Origin of the sequence: Aeromonas sp. R2-1 (genome assembly GCF_040908425.1) — a bacterium.
Classification (GTDB): Bacteria; Pseudomonadota; Gammaproteobacteria; order Enterobacterales; family Aeromonadaceae; genus Aeromonas; species Aeromonas caviae.
This window is the reverse complement of sequence record NZ_JBFODR010000040.1, coordinates 17,475-35,750: the sequence shown is the minus strand read 5'-3', so window position 1 is coordinate 35,750 and position 18,276 is coordinate 17,475. Positions and strand designations below refer to the sequence as shown.

Below are 18,276 nucleotides of genomic sequence, written 5' to 3'. Positions count from 1 at the left end.
CCCCCGCCTTATGCCTTGACGACCTTGACGGCGCACTTCTTGTAATCCGTCTCTTTGGAGAGCGGATCCGTGGCATCCAGGGTCAGCTTGTTGACCAGCTGGCTCGCATCGAAGAAGGGCATGAAGACCAGTCCCTTGGGCGGACGGTTGCGGCCGCGGGTCTCGACCCGTGTCTTCACCTCGCCCCGGCGGGAGGAGACGATCACCTCTTCGCCACGGCGCACACCGCGAGCCTTGGCATCTTCCGGGTGCATGAAGAGCACCGCATCCGGGAAGGCGCGATAGAGCTCGGGCACCCGGCGAGTCATGGTGCCGGTATGCCAGTGTTCCAGCACGCGGCCGGTGGAGAGCCACATGTCGTACTCTTTGTCCGGAGCCTCGGCGGCGGGTTCATAGGGCAGCGCGAAGATGACCGCCTTGCCGTCGGGCTTGCCGTAGAAACGCACCCCCTCCCCCGCTTTCACATAAGGGTCGAACCCTTCGCGATAGCGCCACAGGGTCTCCTTGCCGTCCACCACAGGCCAGCGCAGGCCACGGGCTTCGTGATACTGATCGAACGGCGCCAGGTCGTGGCCATGGCCGCGACCGAAGGAGGCGTATTCCTCAAAGAGCCCCTTCTGGACGTAGAAGCCAAAGTGCTCGGCCTCGTCGTTCAGGGCCCCCTTGCTCTGCTCTTTCGGGAACTGGTTCACCTGGCCGTTGGCATAGAGCACATCGAACAGGGTCTTGCCCTTCACTTCCGGCATCTTGGCGATGAGTTCGGCCGGCCACACCTCTTCCACGGTGAAGCGCTTGGAGAACTCCATCAGCTGCCACAGGTCGGATTTGGCGCCTTCCGGTGCCTTCACCTGCTGGTGCCAGAACTGGGTGCGACGCTCGGCGTTGCCATAGGCACCCTCTTTCTCCACCCACATGGCGGTGGGCAGGATGAGGTCGGCCGCCTGGGCGGTCACGGTCGGATAAGGGTCGGAGACCACGATGAAGTTGGCCGGGTTGCGATAACCGGGCAGCGCCTCTTCATTCATGTTCGGGCCGGCCTGCATGTTGTTGTTGCACATCACCCAGTAGGCGTTGAGCTTGCCGTCTTTCAGCATGCGGTTTTGCAGCACGGCGTGGTAGCCCACCTGCTCCGGGATGGTGCCTTCCGGCAGCTTCCAGATCTTCTCGGCGATGGCGCGGTGTTTGGGATCCGTGACCACCATGTCCGCCGGCAGACGGTGGGCGAAGGTACCCACTTCACGGGCGGTACCACAGGCGGAGGGCTGACCGGTCAGGGAGAACGGACCCGAGCCCGGGGTAGAGATCTTGCCGGTCAGCAGGTGGATGTTGTAGCAGAGGTTGTTGGCCCAGACACCGCGGGTGTGCTGGTTGAAGCCCATGGTCCAGTAGGAGACCACTTTTTTGTCTGGATCCGCATAGATCTGGGCCAGCTTCTCGAGCTTGTCCTTGGGCACGCCGGAGAGCTTGGAGACGGACTCCAGATCGTAATCCGCCACGAACTTGGCGAAGTCCTCGAAGCTCATGGGGGTGGAGTCGCCGCTGTCCGGGTTCTTGGCCTTTTGCTGCAGCGGGTTGGTGGGACGCAGGCCGTAGCCGATGTCGGTCACCCCTTTGCGGAACTGGGTGTGCTTGTTGACGAACTCCCAGTTCACCTTGTCGTTCTGGATGATGTAGTTGGCGATGTAGTTGAGGATCGCCAGATCGGTCTGGGGGGTGAACACCAGCCCGTTGTCCGCCAGCTCGAAGCTGCGGTGCTCGAAGGTGGAGAGCACGTGCACCTGCACATCCTGGTGGGACAGACGGCGATCGGAGATGCGCGACCAGAGGATGGGGTGCATCTCGGCCATGTTGGAGCCCCACAGCACGAAGGCGTCGGCCTGCTCGATGTCGTCGTAGCAGCCCATGGGTTCATCCATGCCGAAGGTACGCATGAAGCCCACCACCGCGGAGGCCATGCAGTGACGGGCATTGGGATCCAGGTTGTTGGAGCGCAGGCCTGCCTTCATCAGCTTGGCGGCGGCATAGCCTTCCCAGACGGTCCACTGGCCGGAGCCGAACATGCCGACGGCGGTCGGGCCCTTCTCTTTCAGGGTCGCCTTGAACTTCTCGGCCATGATGTCGAAGGCCTGATCCCAACTGATGGGGGCGAAGTTGCCGTTCTTGTCGAACTTGCCGTTCGTCATGCGCAGCATGGGCTGGGTCAGGCGATCCTCCCCGTACATGATCTTGGAGAGGAAGTAGCCCTTGATGCAGTTCAGGCCACGGTTGACCGGTGCATCGGGATCCCCCTGGGTCGCCACGACGCGGCCAGCCTGGGAGCCCACCAGCACGGAGCAGCCGGTCCCGCAGAAGCGGCATGGCGCCTTGTCCCAGGTGATGGCGGTCTTGTCGGTACTGGTGATCAGGTTCGCCGCCAGAGTGGGGGCACTGACACCGGCCACGGCAGCGGCTGCCGCCACCGCATTGGCCTTCATAAAGTCGCGTCGACTCAGCTTCATGACATATCCTCGCATTGCTTAATCACATCAATGACAGCCATTGTGACGAGCCGCGCTGGCTCAGCTCCATGGCGCTTTATTCCTTTGCTCTGGGCTTTTCGTTCATCGAACGCAGACAACAGACCCGGCATCCCGTGTATTACCCGTGGCGGTCAGCGAACGACTCTTGCGCTTCTGCCACATGACGCCTTATTCCCCATCTTCGGCGTCCACTTCATCGAACTGGTGGTAGATCAGGGCCGCAGAGAGCACCCCGGGCAACCCCTGAATGGTGTCGATGGCCGCCATGATGGGGCGCTGGCTCGGCCCCTCCAGGGTCACCACCAGCTTGCCCTCCTCGCTGACGGCGTGGATCTCGGCCCCGTCCAGGGTCGCAATCCGCTCTGCCAGGGCGTGGCGCAGATCGGGCTGGGTCAGCACCACCAGGCTGGATACATGGAACTCTTCTCGCGTCATATCACCGTTTTCCAACTTGTTCGTCTCTTGGGTCATCGCGAAGCTTCGCCACGAGACAGACCGATGCTGATGCTGCCCACCGGGCAATCCGCCACGCAGGCCCCGCAGCCGTTGCACGACTCGGCATGGATGCTGGGGGTGGGTACGCGCCCCAGCCGGGGGGAAAAGCGGATGGCCTGCTGCTCGCAGCTGTCCTGACAGCGCTGGCAGAACACCTGGGCAGTGGCCAGACAGCCCGCCTCGATATGGGCTACATACTCCCAGGGTGTCTGGGTTGTCGGCCTGAACACCGGCGCCTGGCAGGCGCTGACACACTCGGTGCAGAAGGTGCACTCGCCGCGGTGAAAATCCACCGTGGGGAAGCCCCCGTCTCCCTTGATCAGGATCTGCTCCGGACAGGCCGCCAGACAGTCGCCGCAGCGGGTGCAGCCGGCCACGAACTCGTCCCAGGAGACGGACCAGGGCAACTGGATCCCGGCCTTGGGGGCGCTCAGGCGTCCCCGAAACAGGCCTCTGCGTGACAAGTTGACCCCGTCGGTCATATCGACTCCTCTTTTCGGGGACGGATGCCCCCGCGCGGATCCCGTGACTGGCATTTTCAATACCAATTATAAGCGTGGGTGTATATTGCGGCCCTGACAAGTCAGGGGATATACCACCAGGGAGATAAACAGGGGGGATTCTTGCGCTGGATCAAACCCTTGGCGCAATTAGACACAGCAGGGGCAAGGTAAATTACCCCTATGTGAGGATTGATAATTAATCGAAGGTTATTTGAGGTGCACGGCGGCTGTCAGCCGCCGATGGAGGCCAGGTGGGGGGTCATGCCTGCATTGCCTTCATGGAGGCGATGGGTGGCGGCCTTGCCGGTCAGCGCCTGGCGAATACGCCATTGCAGCGCCTCCTGCTGGCTGTCATCGGTGAGCAGATCCCGCAGTTCCACCCCGTTGTCGCCAAAGAGACACAGGTGCAGCTTGCCCTTGGAGGAGACCCGCAGCCGGTTGCAACCGGCGCAAAAATCCTTGCTGTAGGGCATGATGAGCCCCACCCCGCCCCTCGAGTCCGGATGCGTGAACACCTGGGCAGGGCCATCATCCAGGCCGCGCAGCTGCTGCACCCAGCCGCTCTCTTGCAGACGCTGCTTGATGAGTTCACCGCTGGTATGGTGATCGCGAAACAGGGCGTCCATCTCGCCGGTCTGCATCAGTTCGATGAAACGAAGCTCGATGGGTTTGTCCCGGATCCAGGCGAGGAATGTCTCGAGCTGATGATCATTGAGCCCCTTGAGCAGCACGGCGTTGATCTTGACCGACCGAAAACCTGCACTCAGGGCGGCGTCTATCCCCGCCATCACCTCCGCCAGCTTGTTCTCGCCGGTGATCTGGTGGAACTGGCGGGGATCCAGGCTGTCGACACTGACGTTGAGGGCCGTCAGCCCCGCATCGAACCACTCGCGGGCACGCTCCTTGAGACGATACCCGTTGGTGGTCATGGCCACCTTCTCGATGCCGGGGGTATTGGCCACGGTCTCGATGATGGCCGTGAAGTCACGGCGCAGGGAGGGTTCGCCTCCGGTCAGACGCACCTTGCGCGTCCCCATGGCCGCAAACCCGGAGACGACGCGACGGATCTCCTCCAGGGAGAGGAAGGACTGGCGCCCCTCACCATCTCCTTTCGGCGGGTGATAGCCGTCCGGCAGACAGTAGGTACAGCGGAAATTGCAGACGTCGGTGACCGACAGACGCAAATAGTAAAAGCGACGGGAAAAACCATCTTCAAGTGGCAACATAAACACCTTTCCAAATACGGGAGGCCAGGGCATTTCTTTCCTGACCCTTTCAGCTCGAACAGCGGCTGACGGCGATCTCCCCCTATCTCAATGACTTAGGCAAAATCGCTCGGAGTTCATCTAGTTTTTCGATGCTAGCACAACTTGGAGTACACTCCCATGCTACTTTGTGGGGTCTTTGTGGGTGAAAAGGGAGCCGGTCGGCATGGGAAAATGGTTCAGAGTGCAGTCGGTCAGCAGCGCCATCGGTCGCTCCATGGTGCTGATCCTGTTCATGGCCAGCCTGATCGCCGTGGTGGCCATGGTCACCCTCTTCTATTCGGTTCCCGATGCCAAGGCCATCAACCTGTCGGGATCCCTGCGCATGCAGGCCTACCGCATGGCCTATGAAATCGAGAAGGATCAGGTCGTCCTCGGCCGGCTCGCCCAGTTTGAACAGACCCTTCATGCCCCCGAGCTGCAGGAGACCCAGCGCTGGATCACGCCCGCCTCCCTGCGCCGCACCTATGGTGAAGTCCTGCTGCAATGGCAAGTGATGCGCGAACACATCGAGAATGCCACCCCCAGCCGTTATACCGACAATACGGAGCAGTTCGTCGCCGCCATCGATGACTTCGTCAACCAGATGCAGTACCACGTGGAGTTCAAGGTGCGCATGCTGGCCCTGGCCGAGGGGCTAGGGCTGCTCGCCATCATCACCATCGCCTGGTGCACGGTGCGCTTCACCCGCCAGCAGGTGGTGGCGCCCCTCAACCAGCTGGTCTATTGCGCACGCCAGATCCAGCGTCAGGAATTCGATCTCACCCTGCCCCCCCACTGTGAAAACGAGTTGGGAGAGCTGTCGGGGGCGTTCGCGACCATGGCCGACGAGCTTGGCAAACTCTACCGGGAGCTGGAGAGCAAGGTGGAGGAGAAAACGGCCAAGCTGCAACAGGCCAATGACACCCTCTCCTTCCTCTATTCCACCGCCCAGAAACTGCACGCGGCGCCCCTCAGCCGCCGCACCCTGCAAAAGCTGCTGGAGCGGGCCGCCGCCCACCAGCACATCGAGTACATCCGCCTCACCCGCTTCGAGCACAATGCGATGCCGGTCTACATCACTGGGCGCAAGGGGTGGCCGGGGGATCTGGCGGCCGTGGTGAGCTTTTACCTGCAGATGGATGACGAGGAGTACGGCCGGCTCGACTTGATAAGCGACCACCCCATCGACGAGCGGCTGATGAAGAACTTCTCCATGTTGCTGGCCCAGGTGCTGCACAAGGATCAGACCCTGCTGCAGCACCAGCGCCTGCTGCTGATGGAAGAGCGCGCCGTCATCGCCCGTGAACTGCACGACTCCCTCGCCCAGGCCCTCTCTTACCTGAAGATCCAGGCCACGCTGCTCAAGCGCTCCTTCGCCAAGGGGGACAGGGCCAAGACCGAGGCAGCCATGGAGCAGATCGACGAGGGACTCAGCAATGCTTATACCCAGTTGCGCGAACTGCTCGGCACCTTCCGCCTCAGTATCGGCGATGCCAACCTGGGTGAAGCCATCGCGGTCATGCTCGAGCAGCTCAAACCCCAGACGCACGCCGACATCAGGCTCCAGTACGGCCTGACGGACACCGACCTTGAAGCGGGGCAGCACATCCACATCCTGCAGCTGATCCGTGAGGCAGTGCTCAATGCCATCAAGCATGCCAGCGCGCGGCACATTGACGTTAGCTGTGAGACCCTGGCTGATGGTAACATCCAGGTTCAGATTGCAGACGATGGTGTTGGAATAAGGGGCGCAAGCTCGGCGGTGAATCACTACGGTCTCAGCATCATGAATGAACGCGCCAGCAAATTGCGCGGCCAGTTGACCATCAGTGAACCGCCCTCCGGGGGCACCCGCATACACCTGACCTTTCCCACCAGCCTAACAAGAGACGCCTGATGGACGAGATGAAATACAGTGTTCTGGTCGTGGATGACCACCCCCTGATGCGCAAGGGAATTGTGCAACTGCTGGAGTTGGAGGATAACATCGACGTGGTTGGCGAGGCCTCCAACGGCACCGACGCCGTGGCCATGGCCAAGGAGTCCGAACCGGACCTTATCCTGCTCGACCTCAACATGAAGGGGTTGTCAGGTCTCGATACCCTCAAGGCGCTGCGGGCCGAAGAGGTGACTTCCCGCGTGGTGATCCTGACCGTCTCTGACGCCCGCCAGGATGTGGTTGCCCTGCTCAAGGCAGGCGCGGACGGCTATCTGCTCAAGGACACCGAGCCTGACATGCTGCTGGCCCAGCTGGCTGACGTGATGACCGGCAAGCAGATCCTGAGCGAGCCGCTACGTCCCTATCTCGAGAACATCTACGAGCTGGACCACCTGCAGCAGAAGCTGGAGAGCCTGACCCGACGCGAGATGCAGATCATGCGTGAAATCGCCAAGGGATTGTCCAACAAGCAGGTCGCCTCCGTGCTCCATATCTCCGAGGGAACCGTCAAGGTCCACGTCAAGAGCCTGCTGAAAAAGCTCGAGGCCCAAAGCCGCGTCGAAGCAGCCGTCATGTACCTGGAACAGCGCAACTGAGGTCCCGGCCTCCTGCCAGCAAGGGGTCACCATCCGTGCCTCCTTGCTGGCCCCTTTCCTTTTCCCCAAATGGCGCGGAACCCGGTGCTCTATTGAGTAGATGGATTATTATTTTCATGACATCGCACGGGAAGGAAACATCGACATGACCTTTGAGCAGATAGAGCTGGTCCAGAAAGCCTGGGGCAGGGTGAGTGCCCTGAACAACAGCTATGTCCAGGAGGTGTATGAAGAGCTGTTCAGATTGTCCCCCGAACTCAGGGCCCTCTTTCCCCCACATCAGGAGCTGCCCGTTGCCAAGGTGTCGGACACCCTGAACACCGTCATCACCAGCCTCTCCCAGCTGGATGCACTGGGTTTCATCATTCGCGATCTCGGCAGGCGTCACCAGCGATTCAACGTTCAACCCCACCAGTTTGCGCTGCTCAAACAGGCCCTGACCCAGGTACTGGCACGGCGTCTCGGCAGTGGTTTTACCCCGGCACTGGCACAGGCCTGGTCGCAGATGTATGACGAGATAGCCGCCCTGATGCTGGACGGCATGACACAGCACACCGAATTCACCACCTGATCCCCTGGCCTTTGTCTCCAGTCGCTCAATGGGTCTGTAACAGGCATTTTGCATGAATCAAATTTGCAATATGCGAAAATAGACTCATTCTGCACACGGGGTATGTTCGGCGCCCTAACACCTCACCTGAATCCCTTTCGCACTACCTTGCTTGCATTCGCGACATCAAATCACAATAGATTGATTTTAAATGGATATTAAAAATAACCACGGGAAATGACTCACCACTTCGCCACGCCACCTCTCTCTGGCACGGTCACTGCATTGTCACATTCAGCAATGACTGATTAGGAGGATGGAACATGAAACTTCAACAACTGGCACTGTTCCCCTTGCCGTCCCACATTCTGCCCGGCGGCAAGCTCCCCCTTCGCCTGTTCGAGCCGCGCCACCTGCAGATGCTCAAGGAGTCCTTCCACGAGGACCGGGGTTTTGGCATCGTGATGGAAGAGACCACCAGCACGGGTACCTGCGGACGGATTCTCCCGGTCGGAACCCGCGTCAAGGTGACTGATTTTTATACCCTCAACGACGGTTTGCTCGGGGTCACCGTGCTCGGCCTTGAACGCTTCTGCATCCACGAGATGGAAACGGATAGCACAGGCCTCAGGCACGCCCAGGTCGAGCCGTTGCCCAACTGGCCGAGTGCGGATTCTGATGTCAGCGACAACCAGCTGGTCAGCCGATTGAGAGAGGTCTTTGCACAATACCCGGAACTGGATGAGCTCTATCCGGACAAGCAGTTCGACGATGCAGCCTGGCTCTGCCAACGCTGGCTCGAGATCCTGCCCATGCCGATCTATGAAAAACAGATGTTGATTGCCAAACAAAACAGTGAAGCGGCGCGCCAGTTCTTGCGCCGACTGATCGCACAGTGAGTCAAAGAGTGAGTCAACGGTTGGTTTGCAAAACGCGAATTCTCGGCACTGCATTCTTATAATGAAAAAATGAGAATTGCATTTTGCAATCACGGTAGCGATAAATAACACACAACTCAGCTACAGGCCGCAAATAACAGGTTTTGAAAAGTTGGCACGACTTTTTCATATAAAACCGTACAACCCGATTTATCCCGTGCTCTCTTCAGTATTTGCTGAAGAATTGGTCAACCACCAGGTTGACCATTTTTTTTACCCAAAATCGGCCGGCATCACCTGCAATGGCGGAGCAGGCAGCTTCGCAGCCTGGCAAGACTGATGGGTTTGGCCAGAAAATCGTTCATGCCCTGGGCAAGGCAGCGGGCCCTGTCCTCCATCATGGCATTGGCCGTCAACGCGACGATGGGCACCTCGCACCCCATGTCCCGTAGGCGCCGGGTCGCCTCCAGCCCATCCATCTGCGGCATCCGCATATCCATCAGGACAAGGTCCGGCTGCTGCTTCGCCACCTGTGCCAGGGCCTCCAGACCATTGCCTGCCAGCCTCACCCTGCACACCAGCTTCTGCAGCATCAGGGATACCACCAGCTGATTGACCGGACTGTCTTCCACCACCAGCACATCCAGCTCCAGTCTGGCGCACTCTTCACTGCCGGGGGCGGTGGCCGGAGCACAGGGAGAGGCCATCCCGGGCAGCTCGAACCAGAAGCAGCTTCCCAGCCCAGGCGTGCTCTGCACGCAAATATCTCCCCCCATCAGCTGCACCAGCCGCCTGCAGATGGCCAGTCCGAGCCCCGAGCCGGAGAAGCGGCGGGTTGCCGAACTGTCGACCTGATAGAAGGGTTCGAACAGCAACGCCTGATCCTCGGTGGAGATGCCGATCCCCGTGTCGCTGACCATGACCCCCAACTTTTCCTCCTCCCAGGTCAATGCCAGACGCACGCTGCCGGCGGAGGTGAACTTCACGGCATTGCCAAGCAGGTTGCCTATCACCTGGGAGAGGCGGACGGCATCCCCTTGAAGGCGTTCGGGGAGCGTCTCATCCAGATGCCAGTGCAGTGTGATTCCCTTGGCACTGGCCTGTGCCTGCAAGGGCTCCACCAGGGCACGGCACAGCTCGGCAGGCTGAAAAGGTTCGCAGTGCAGCGTCAGGGTATGTGACTCTATTTTCGAGAAATCGAGCACGTCGTCGATGATGGTCTGCAACAGATGCGCAGAGTGGGTGGCATGACCGATGAGGGTCTGTTGCGGAGTGTCGAGCCGGCCGTGCTGCAGCAGATCCAGCATCCCCAGCACGGCGTTCATGGGAGAGCGGATCTCGTGGGTCATCATGGCGAGGAACTGGGATTTGGCACGGTTGGCCGTCTCGGCATCGTCCCGCGCCCGCGCCAGCTCCTGCTCCCGGCGGATCTGGCTGCCTATCTCCCGCGCCGTGCCCCGATAGCCGAGGAAGCGGCCACCGGCATCATGGCAAGGCTCCGCATTGATCTCCATCCAGCAAGGCCCGCCCGCCAGCATCACCTGGGCCCGCATTCCCCGCACCGGCAGATGGTGGGCGATCAGGTGCCGGTAGTGGCTCCAGGCCGGGTCTTGCTTGTCGTGGGCAAAATCATAGAGGCTTCTCCCCGTCTGGCGGGCCAGCACCTCCCCCTGATAGCCAGGGGCAGAGACATAGCTGAGCCTGTGCTGGGGATCGGTCTCCCAGAACCAGTCGGAAGCCATGGCGGCAAAACTGCGAAAACGCTGTTCGCTGGCCTGCAGGGCCAGGGTCTTGAGGTCAACCTGTTCTTGCAGGCGAGCCCGATAGGCGATGTTGACCAGGGCCTGGGAGATGAGCGGGCGACAACGCTGCATCGCCGCCTTGCTCTTGAGATCGAAGGTGCCCGCCACGCTGTGCCGGCAGATGAGCACACCGGAAAACCCCGGTCCCTGCAAGCCTGTCATCATGACGCTGGCCCAGCCCGGCGCCCCCGCCAGCGGCGCCAGCTCAGGCAGTTGGGCGGGATCATAGATCACCAGGGTCTCTCCCTCGATGGCCCTGGAGAAGAGCGGTGTCAGCGACCAGGTCCGGCCCACCTCGTCCGGCTGGGTGCTCAGATGGGTGCTGCCCCTCACGGCCTCCCAGGCGACCACGTCCGCCTGCTCAAATCCGATAAAGGGCTTGAGAGCAAGAATGAGACTCTCCAGTACCTGCTCCAGACTCTGGGCCTGTGCCAGGGTCGCCACCCCGCACAGCAGGGCTTGGGACTCCTCCCGATATCTGGCCTCCCGCTCCCGGCAACGCATCAGCTCCACCAGCGTGGTTTGCAGTTTGTCACCCAGGGTTTCGAGTTCGCTATTGCCTATCATCTTGAATCCAGCACAGTGTCAGCTCTCGAGGAAGATTACGCTCGACACCATGAGGTTGCCGTGTGCCAGCTCACCATGGGGTAATCGTCCCTGTTCACCGAAGGTAAAGGGCGTGATGAAGGGGATCTCACCCAGCCTCTGACTGAATTGACTGACGATGTCCCCCAGCCTGTCCCCCAGTGCCAGCCGACAACCGGCACAAAACACCACCAGGGCGCCAAAGGGGCGCATATTGCTCGCCATGCCATATTCAGGCTCGATATTCACCGCATTCAGGCTACGCTGCAACAACCCTTCCTGGCTGCTGTACATGAGCAGCAGCCGCTCTCCCAGTCGGGTCTCGGTAAAGAGGCGCAGCCCCTCCCGCGCCGTCACCGCCTCGGGATGGGAGAGCTTGTAGTAGGGCAGGTCATCGAGCATGCCGACCTGACGGGCCAATGGCGAGAGCGTCGTCTCCCTGAGGATGGGGCCCACCGGCCAGGGCGTCGCACGCTCGGTCCAGCGACCATAGACCCGGGCCGCCGGCTCGTGATCGATGGTCAGCACCTCCCGCCCGTCTATCCCGGTAATGATGCCGCGACACTCGGTGGGCACATAGCCTGAGTGAAACTGGAACGCCAGTTGGCAGTCGGGGTAAAGCACCGCCAACACGCACCCTTGTGATCCCTCCCCTTCGTCCCAGCACAGCTGCCACTGCCCGGCCACGCCGTCGTCTGCCGCCGACCCGCCGACGACGGGAACGGTCGCGCCAAACTCGGCGTCGATCCCCGCGAGCACAGCCTCCTCCAGCCCCGGGCTGGTGTGCAGCAACACGAGCTGCGGCAGCTCTCCCGGTCGACCACCATCGGCGATGGCGCGGCGCAGCAATGCCCGCACATCCGGTTGATCCCCCATCTGGCCAGCCACGCCATAGGCCCCCTTGCCATCATAAAGGGCGGCGACCGACAGGCTCCAGCCATGCCGACCATGATGGCCATCCTGGGTCAGGATACCGCCGCAGGAGCTGCAACCGATCAGCCGGGTATCGGGAAAACATGCCTTGAGCGCACGGCGCAGTTCCGCCGCCTCGTGTGCTTGGGTAAAATAGACCAGCAACAGCGATGGAACATGGGATGACTGGGCATGCAACCGCTCTGTAACTTGTTGGGCGGCCAGTGGGGTCGTCTCGGCAAGCGAGTGAGCCGTCAGGAAGTTCAACATCGTCTCCTAGGGGTACGGAATGCTGGCATCAAGCAAAAATCATACCCTTATCAAACAATTACCTGGCCATGGAGACTAGAATGGTGCTCACTGGCCTCCCACGGGATCACTGCATGTGGCAGAAAAATATCAATGACTTCGACCGGGTCGTCGCCATCGGCGGCGGGCACGGTATGGGCAGGGTGCTCTCTTCCCTGTCGTTCTTGGGATCCCGGCTGACGGGCATCGTCACCACCACGGATGATGGCGGCTCCACCGGACGCCTGCGCAAAAGCCAGGAGTGCATCGCCTGGGGGGATCTGCGCAACTGCCTCAACCAGCTGGTGACCACCCCCAGCATCGGTAGCCAGCTGTTCGAGCACCGCTTTACCGGCCGCGGCGAGCTGGCGGGCCACAACCTCGGCAACCTGATGCTGCTGGCCCTCGACAACCTCTGCGTGCGCCCCCTGGATGCCATCCGGCTCATCAGCGACATGCTGGAAATTGAACCCAATCTGCTGCCCATGTCCGAGCATCCCACCGATCTGTGCGCCCACACCGTCTGTGGCGATCAGATCCTGGGAGAGGTCTCCATCGATCAGCTCACCACACCGCCACGGGCCCTGAGCCTGAAACCGGTCGTGCCCGCCACGCGCGAAGCGGTCGAGGCGCTGAGCCAGGCCGACATGATCATCCTGGGACCGGGCAGCTTCCTCACCTCCATCATGCCTCCTCTGCTGCTGCGCGAGATTGCGGAGGCGATCCGCAGCAGCCGCGCCATCGTCGTGTTCATCAGCAATCTGGTGGACGAAGAGGGTCCGGCAGGCCAGTTGTCACTGTCCAGTCAACATCGTTGGCTGGAAGAGCGGATAGGCAGCGGCCGGATCGATGCCATTCTGGCTCCCGAGGGCCCCCAGGTACCCGAGTTGCAGCACTGCCTCGTTCGGGCCGAGCTGGGTGAAGCGGCCCTCCCCCACCGCCACGACCGCCTCAAGCTGCGGCTGGCACTCGACACCGTGATCCTGAGCAGGCTTGGCGAGCGCGACATGGCGGGCTGATGCCCTTCTGGATCAGTGAAACTGGGCCAGATGGGTGAAGACCTGGGGCAGGGAGTGCTCCAGCTCAGCCAGCAGTCTGCCGGCCTCTTGCTCATCTTCCCGGCGACAGGCGGACTCCAGATCCATCACCTGCTGATAGCTGGGTTTGGCGCCATAGCTGCCACAGGACGATTTCATGCTGTGGGCAACACGCGCCAGGGCTGACCAGTCCCGCTGCTCAAAAAGCGGTCTTAATTGGGCCAACTGCTCGCCTACCTCTTCGACAAACACCGAGATGACGACCGGCATCATCTCGTGACCGATGTCATCTGCCAGTTGTCGCAGCACTTTCTGATCCAGCCACTCCATCTTCTCTTCCCTATGATGGTATTCAAACAGACCACAATATAGCGGGCCCACAGCCCCGCTGTCACCCGCCCTTCGGGCATGCCCGTATCGCTCCGGATGCTCTTGGGACACCAGAATGTGAGCAGCTTCAAGTTATCGGTATGTCAGTCAGAATGGAGAGAGATAAAGGTTGTCACAAAATTAACATTAAAGTAACAATGCAACCCATGAGAATGATGCGGCTCAGCAACACCTCTCTCATCCCTTTTTGCCTGTATGGCTGCTGCGAAGAACCAGGGTAGATATCTACCCTGGTATTTTTTATTTCTGGTTCAACAAGTTGGCTGCATTGCCATATTCCAGCTCGCCCAGCCTGAACAGGCAGAACTCCCCGGGCACCATCTTCACCCAATTCTCGTTGCCGGTGAGCGGCCGGGTGGCGATCAGGGTCACCACATCGTTCGGCGTGGTTTCACTCTGAAAGTCGATGGCCACATCCTCATCCAGCAGACGGGCTTCGCCAAAGGGAGCCCTGCGCGTCAACCAGTAAAGGTTGTTGCTGCAATAGGTCATCACGAACTCTCCATCCGACAGCAGCATGTTGAACACCCCGAGCCCGCGCAGCTCGTTGCACAGGGTCGCGAGGTAGCGGAACATGGCGGGGAAATTTGCCGGCCGTTTGGGGTACTTGTGCTCCAGCCTGTCGAGCAGCCAGCAGAAGGCGTGCTCGCTGTCGGTGTCGCCTACCGGGCGGTGCCGCCCCGTGGGCAGCCTCTTGTAACCGGTCAACTGGCCATTGTGGGCAAAGGTCCAGTAACGGCCCCACAGTTCGCGGGTAAAGGGGTGGGTGTTTTCCAGGGAGACACACCCCCGGTTCGCCTGCCGGATATGGCTGACCACGGCACGGCTCTTGATGGGCAGTGCCTGGACCAGCTTGGCGATGGGAGACTGGGCGCTGGGTTCGGGATCCTTGAAGGTGCGAAAACCCCGCCCCTCATAGAAGGTGATCCCCCAGCCATCCTTGTGGGGACCGGTCTTGCCGCCCCGCAGCATCAGCCCGGTAAAGCTGAAGCAGATGTCGGTCGGCACATTGGCACTCATGCCGAGCAGTTCGCACATATACCATCCACTCCCTGAATGTCTTGACTCTGGTTTCGTCAATCAACCGTCACGGCTGGATGAGAGGGCCGGTATGGTCACCCATCCCCCCTCTCAATCCCGGATCGTTGATTACTTGGCCATCTCTTTTTCAACCAGCTGGATCAGGATGTGGATCACCTTGATGTGCACTTCCTGGATGCGGTCGGCATAACCGAAGTGCGGCACACGGATCTCCACATCGGCCAGGCCAGCCATCTTGCCGCCGTCCTTGCCGGTCAGGGCAATCACCTTCATCCCTTTGGCACGGGCCGCCTCGATGGCTTTGAGGATGTTGCCGGAGTTGCCGCTGGTGGAGATGCCGAGCAGCACGTCACCACGGCGGCCGACGGCCTCCACATAGCGGGAGAAGACATAGTCATAGCCAAAGTCGTTGGAGACGCAGGAGAGGTGGCTGGGATCGGAGATGGCGATGCCGGCATAGCCTGGGCGGTTCTCGCGATAACGACCGGTCAGCTCCTCGGCAAAGTGCATGGCATCGCAGTGGGAGCCGCCGTTGCCGCAGGAGAGTACCTTGCCTTCCTGCTTGAAGGAGTCGGCGAGCAGCCTGGCCGCCGCCTCGATGTTTTTCAGATTTTGCTCATCTGCCAGGAACGCCTGAAGCACGCTGGCAGCCTCGGTCAACTCGTTGCGGATCAGTTCTTGGTACATGGTTCTTGAAATCTCGTCGTCCAACATAGGGTGGCGGCATTGTCGCACAAGCCAGTCCAATCGTCGCCCCCCGCCCGCCAAGATGGGGCGGGCAGCGCGTTATGCCGATCACAGAGCCAAGGTAACAGGCTTGTAAACAGCTTGATAAGTTTGTGCGTATGAATTACAACAGGGGCCATATCCAACAGGTCAGACCTCTGGATCAGTTAACGCCAATTTCCCAACCTCGGCAATTCATGCAAGGAGCAAACAATGACGACGACCCTCACTCTGCTCGGGGTGATCCTGGTGATAGGCGCCATGGCCTATCGCCGTGCGTCCCTGTTCACCGCCACGCTTGCCACGGCCGCCGCCCTGGTCGCCGGCACCTTCTATGGCCATGTTCCCCTGCTGGTGTGGGCGCTGTTCGCGGTGATAGCCCTGCCCCTCAATCTGGTGGAGTTTCGCCGCAACCAGCTGACCAAGCCGCTGTTCAAGATCTACAAGTCCATCATGCCGGAGATGTCCCGAACCGAGAAGGAAGCCATCGAAGCGGGGACGACCTGGTGGGAAGCGGATCTGTTTGCCGGCAACCCGGACTGGAAGAAGCTGCACGCCATTCCGGTGAGCACCCTCAGCGCCGAGGAGCAGGCCTTCATGGACGGCCCGGTTGAAGAAGTGTGCCGCATGGTCAACGACTGGGAAGTGACCCACGAGCGTGCCGATCTCTCCCCCGAGGTGTGGCAATACCTGAAGGACAACAAGTTCTTCGCCATGATCATCAAGAAGAAATACGGTGGGCTGGAGTTCTCCGCCTACGCCCAGTCCTGCGTGCTGCAAAAGCTGTGCGGCGCCAGCGCCGTGCTCGCCTCCACCGTCGGCGTGCCCAACTCCTTAGGGCCGGGGGAGCTGCTGCAACACTACGGTACTGACGAGCAGAAGGATTACTATCTGCCCCGTCTGGCCGTCGGCAAGGAGATCCCCTGTTTCGCCCTGACCAGCCCGGAAGCGGGTTCTGATGCGGGCTCGATTCCCGACTTCGGCATCGTCTGCAAAGGCGAGTGGGAAGGGGAAGAGGTGCTCGGCATGCGCCTGACCTGGAACAAGCGCTACATTACCCTGGCTCCCATCGCCACCGTACTCGGCCTCGCCTTCAAGCTGCGTGACCCTGACCACCTGCTGGGTGAGGAAGAAGAGCTCGGCATCACCTGCGCCCTCATTCCGACCCACATCAAGGGAGTCGACATCGGTCGCCGCCACTTCCCGCTCAACGTGCCGTTCCAGAACGGCCCGACCCGCGGCAAGGACGTGTTTGTACCGCTCGACTTCATCATCGGCGGCCCGGCCATGGCCGGTCAGGGCTGGCGCATGCTGGTGGAGTGTCTCTCCGTCGGTCGCGGCATCACCCTGCCCTCCAACAGCACGGGCGGCGTCAAGATGCTGGCCCTGGCCACTGGTGCCTACAGCCGCATCCGTCGCCAGTTCAAGCTGCCGATTGGCAAGATGGAAGGGATTGAAGAGCCGCTGGCACGCCTGGGTGGCAACGCCTACATCATGGGCGCCGCCGCCAAACTGACGGTGACCGGCATCGATCTCGGTGAAAAACCCTCGGTCATCTCCGCCATCGTCAAGTACCACCTCACCGACCGCGCCCAGAAGTGCATCATTGATGCCATGGACATCCATGGCGGCAAGGCCATCTGCATGGGGCCGAACAACTATCTGGCCCGTGGCTATCAGGGGGCGCCCATCGCCGTGACCGTCGAAGGAGCCAATATCCTGACCCGCAGCATGATCATTTACGGTCAGGGAGCCATCCGTTGCCACCCCTACGTGTTGCCGGAGATGCTGGCAGCCAGCCACCCCGACAAAGAGCAGGCGCTGAAAGATTTCGACAAGGCGATGTTCAGCCACGTGGGCTTTGCCATCAGCAACCTGGTGCGCAGCTTCTGGCTGGGGCTGACCGGTGCCCGCTTCGCCGCAGCGCCCTACAAGGATCAGACCAAGGGCTACTATCAGCAACTATCCCGCCTCTCCGCCAACCTGGCCTTCCTGTCAGACATGGCGATGGGCACCCTGGGTGGCGAGCTCAAGCGCAAAGAGCGGGTCTCTGCCCGCCTCGGCGATGTGCTGAGCCAGCTCTATCTGGCCTCCAGCGCCCTCAAGCGCTATCAGGATGAAGGACGCCAGCAGGCCGACCTGCCGCTGCTGCACTGGGCACTGCAAGACGCCCTGTTCAAGGCTCAGGAAGCGATCGACGAGTTGCTGCGCAACTTCCCGAACCGCTGGATTGGTCTGGCCCTGCGCGCCATCGTGCTGCCCCTTGGTCGCGACCTGAAGCGTCCCTCCGACAAGCTCGACAGCCAGGTGGCCCGCCTGCTCCAGGTGCCAAGTGCCACTCGCAGCCGTCTGGCCGAGGGTCAATATCTGACGCGCGAGGAGGGCAACCCCTTCGGGCTGCTGGAACAGGCGCTGGACGATGTGCTGACCGCAGAGCCACTGTTTGACAAGGTGTGCAAAGCCGAAGGGAGCAAACGCCCCTTCACCCAGCTCGACAAGGTGGCAGAGGCGGGCCTGAGCCTCGGTGTCATCAATCAGGCCGAAGCGGACCTGCTGCGGCGCGCCGAGGAGAGTCGCCTTCGCACCATCAACGTCGATGACTTCGATCCCGTCGACCTGGTGGCCAACAAGGCACTGTTTGAAGCCTCCGCATATCACAGGGCAGCTTGATGCCTCTGATGCCAGAACGCCTCCCTTGTGGAGGCGTTTTTCATGAAAGGGCTGGTGGATGGCATCCGATACGAAGAAAGAGAAACCGACTGGATCAT

The 18,276-nt window shown here is 61.0% G+C and carries 15 protein-coding genes and 1 riboswitch; of the genes, 6 read left to right on the top strand and 9 right to left on the bottom strand.

Annotated features, from left to right (window positions below; translation table 11 throughout):
- Window positions 1-8: 8 nt before the first annotated feature.
- The 4 genes from napA to moaA all read right to left on the bottom strand — a co-directional run bounded on the left by napA (window position 9) and on the right by moaA (window position 4,743).
- Window positions 9-2,498: a nitrate reductase catalytic subunit NapA gene (gene napA, locus AB5Y80_RS15010; protein ID WP_368173134.1), complete on the bottom strand. Its 2,490-nt coding sequence runs from the start codon at window positions 2,496-2,498 to the stop codon at window positions 9-11.
- Window positions 2,499-2,687: 189 nt separating this feature from the next.
- A complete protein-coding gene (locus tag AB5Y80_RS15005) occupies window positions 2,688-2,990 on the bottom strand; it encodes a chaperone NapD (protein ID WP_048207324.1) in 303 nt (100 codons plus the stop codon).
- Window positions 2,987-3,496: a ferredoxin-type protein NapF gene (napF, locus tag AB5Y80_RS15000; RefSeq protein WP_010674153.1), complete on the bottom strand. Its 510-nt coding sequence runs from the start codon at window positions 3,494-3,496 to the stop codon at window positions 2,987-2,989. Before napF ends, AB5Y80_RS15005 begins: the two co-directional genes overlap by 4 nt.
- A 251-nt stretch (window positions 3,497-3,747) precedes the next feature.
- On the bottom strand, window positions 3,748-4,743 hold the full coding sequence (gene moaA, locus AB5Y80_RS14995; RefSeq protein ID WP_010674152.1) for a GTP 3',8-cyclase MoaA: 996 nt from the start codon (window positions 4,741-4,743) through the stop codon (window positions 3,748-3,750).
- Window positions 4,731-4,870: riboswitch (molybdenum cofactor riboswitch) on the bottom strand. Its footprint overlaps the gene before it by 13 nt.
- 78 nt (window positions 4,871-4,948) lie before the next feature.
- Here moaA and narQ point away from each other — a divergent pair.
- The 4 genes from narQ to AB5Y80_RS14975 all read left to right on the top strand — a co-directional run bounded on the left by narQ (window position 4,949) and on the right by AB5Y80_RS14975 (window position 8,748).
- Window positions 4,949-6,661: a nitrate/nitrite two-component system sensor histidine kinase NarQ gene (gene narQ / locus AB5Y80_RS14990; protein ID WP_069784862.1), complete on the top strand. Its 1,713-nt coding sequence runs from the start codon at window positions 4,949-4,951 to the stop codon at window positions 6,659-6,661.
- A complete protein-coding gene (gene narL, locus AB5Y80_RS14985; protein WP_039038841.1) occupies window positions 6,661-7,299 on the top strand; it encodes a two-component system response regulator NarL in 639 nt (212 codons plus the stop codon). The genes narQ and narL overlap by 1 nt, the downstream gene beginning before the upstream one ends.
- Before the next feature lie 145 nt (window positions 7,300-7,444).
- On the top strand, window positions 7,445-7,870 hold the full coding sequence (locus AB5Y80_RS14980) for a globin domain-containing protein (RefSeq protein ID WP_039038868.1): 426 nt from the start codon (window positions 7,445-7,447) through the stop codon (window positions 7,868-7,870).
- Window positions 7,871-8,172: 302 nt separating this feature from the next.
- Complete coding sequence (locus tag AB5Y80_RS14975; protein WP_368173133.1) at window positions 8,173-8,748, top strand: LON peptidase substrate-binding domain-containing protein; 576 nt, start codon at window positions 8,173-8,175, stop codon at window positions 8,746-8,748.
- A gap of 272 nt (window positions 8,749-9,020) precedes the next feature.
- Here AB5Y80_RS14975 and AB5Y80_RS14970 read toward each other — a convergent pair whose 3' ends face one another.
- Together AB5Y80_RS14970 and AB5Y80_RS14965 are read right to left on the bottom strand one after the other, a co-directional pair.
- Window positions 9,021-11,096, bottom strand: a complete 2,076-nt coding sequence (locus AB5Y80_RS14970; protein ID WP_182951319.1) for an ATP-binding protein — start codon at window positions 11,094-11,096, stop codon at window positions 9,021-9,023.
- Between the two features lie 18 nt (window positions 11,097-11,114).
- Window positions 11,115-12,296 (bottom strand): FIST signal transduction protein, encoded by a 1,182-nt coding sequence (locus tag AB5Y80_RS14965; protein WP_167824921.1) that lies wholly within the window; start codon window positions 12,294-12,296, stop codon window positions 11,115-11,117.
- A gap of 113 nt (window positions 12,297-12,409) precedes the next feature.
- Between AB5Y80_RS14965 and yvcK the strand changes: the two genes are divergently transcribed.
- Window positions 12,410-13,333, top strand: coding sequence for a uridine diphosphate-N-acetylglucosamine-binding protein YvcK (gene yvcK / locus AB5Y80_RS14960; RefSeq protein ID WP_029314269.1), 924 nt, complete (start codon window positions 12,410-12,412; stop codon window positions 13,331-13,333).
- Between the two features lie 12 nt (window positions 13,334-13,345).
- Here yvcK and AB5Y80_RS14955 read toward each other — a convergent pair whose 3' ends face one another.
- The 3 genes from AB5Y80_RS14955 to lpcA all read right to left on the bottom strand — a co-directional run bounded on the left by AB5Y80_RS14955 (window position 13,346) and on the right by lpcA (window position 15,469).
- Window positions 13,346-13,681: an Hpt domain-containing protein gene (locus AB5Y80_RS14955; RefSeq protein ID WP_039038838.1), complete on the bottom strand. Its 336-nt coding sequence runs from the start codon at window positions 13,679-13,681 to the stop codon at window positions 13,346-13,348.
- A gap of 300 nt (window positions 13,682-13,981) precedes the next feature.
- A complete protein-coding gene (locus AB5Y80_RS14950) occupies window positions 13,982-14,779 on the bottom strand; it encodes a class II glutamine amidotransferase (RefSeq protein ID WP_223954905.1) in 798 nt (265 codons plus the stop codon).
- A gap of 111 nt (window positions 14,780-14,890) precedes the next feature.
- Complete coding sequence (gene lpcA, locus AB5Y80_RS14945) at window positions 14,891-15,469, bottom strand: D-sedoheptulose 7-phosphate isomerase (RefSeq protein ID WP_010674142.1); 579 nt, start codon at window positions 15,467-15,469, stop codon at window positions 14,891-14,893.
- 252 nt (window positions 15,470-15,721) lie between these two features.
- On the opposite strand from lpcA, the gene fadE reads away from it, so the two are divergent.
- Complete coding sequence (gene fadE / locus AB5Y80_RS14940; RefSeq protein WP_053288599.1) at window positions 15,722-18,178, top strand: acyl-CoA dehydrogenase FadE; 2,457 nt, start codon at window positions 15,722-15,724, stop codon at window positions 18,176-18,178.
- The last annotated feature ends 98 nt before the right edge of the window (window positions 18,179-18,276 follow it).